The organism is Mesorhizobium sp. M7A.F.Ca.CA.002.05.1.1, from assembly GCF_003998335.1.
Lineage (GTDB): Bacteria > Pseudomonadota > Alphaproteobacteria > Rhizobiales > Rhizobiaceae > Mesorhizobium.
In genome coordinates, this window is the sequence record NZ_RZQI01001297.1 from 1 (window position 1) to 1,165 (window position 1,165).

Here is a 1,165-nt window from a genome sequence, read left to right on the forward strand (position 1 = left end):
CGGCAGCCTGTCGGCCAGCGGCACGGTCGGCATCAACCCGGCGCAGGGTTTTCCGGCCGATTTGTCGATCAAGCTGGTCGACGGCCGCTATACGGACGGAAGGGTGGTGACCGCCAATCTCGGCGGCGACCTGACGATCAAGGGACCGCTGACCTCCGCACCGGTCATTGCCGGCACCGTCAATCTCGCCAAGACGGTGATCACCGTTCCGGACAAATTGCCGGGCTCGCTGGCAGCGCTCGACGTCAAGCACAAGAACGCGCCAGGTGCGGTCAAGGCACAGGACAAGGCGCTGCGGCCGCCGACGACCAGCGGCAAGGGCGGCGGTAGCGGCCTTGCACTCGATGTCACGGTCAACGCGCCGAACCAGATCTTCATCCAGGGCAGGGGCGTCGATGCCGAACTTGGCGGCTCGCTGAAGCTGACCGGCCCGGCCTCGTCGCCGCAAGCGGTCGGCACCTTCACCCTGCAGCGCGGACGGCTGTCGATCCTCGGCAAGCGGCTGACCTTCACCGAAGGCACGGTCGGATTTTCCGGCTCGCTGGTGCCCTATCTCAATTTGACGGCGACCACGACGACGACCGGCGCCACCGTCACCATCGTGGTGTCGGGCGAGGCGACCAATCCGAAGTTCACCTTCTCCTCGGTGCCGGCGCTGCCCGAGGACGAGGTGCTGGCGCAATTGATCTTCGGCCGCTCGATGTCGAATCTGTCGCCGCTGCAGATCGCCCAGTTGGCCGAGGCCGCCGGGCAACTGGCCGGCGTCGGCGGCTCGACGTCGCTGCTCGAAAACCTGCGCAGCGCCATTGGTGTCGACGACCTCGACGTCACCACCGACGACCAGGGCGGCACGGCGGTTTCGGCGGGCAAATACCTCAACGACCGCACCTATGTCACGATCCAGAAAGGCGACAAGCCGGGCTCGGGCAAGGCTACGATCGACCTCAATGTCGGGCGCGGCGTCAAGCTGCGCGGCGAGGCCAACGATGCCGGCGAAGCCAAGGGCGGCATCTTCTACGAGAAGGAATACTGATAGTTCGGCAGGACTTTTGGCCTCATGATGGATCGATTCTGGCGCTGTCCGGGCTGGAGTAAATGTCTCAGTTTAATCGACTACCGAGATTCCAGAAGAATCCGTCGGACAGTAGCAAATTTGCGCCAAGAC

The 1,165-nt window shown here is 64.5% G+C and carries 1 protein-coding gene; it reads left to right on the top strand.

The genetic code is table 11. The features are described from left to right. A partial coding sequence (locus tag EN939_RS35015) for a translocation/assembly module TamB domain-containing protein (RefSeq protein ID WP_206528436.1) occupies positions 1 to 1,033 on the top strand: 1,033 nt, incomplete at its 5' end. Positions 1,034 to 1,165 lie beyond the last annotated feature (132 nt).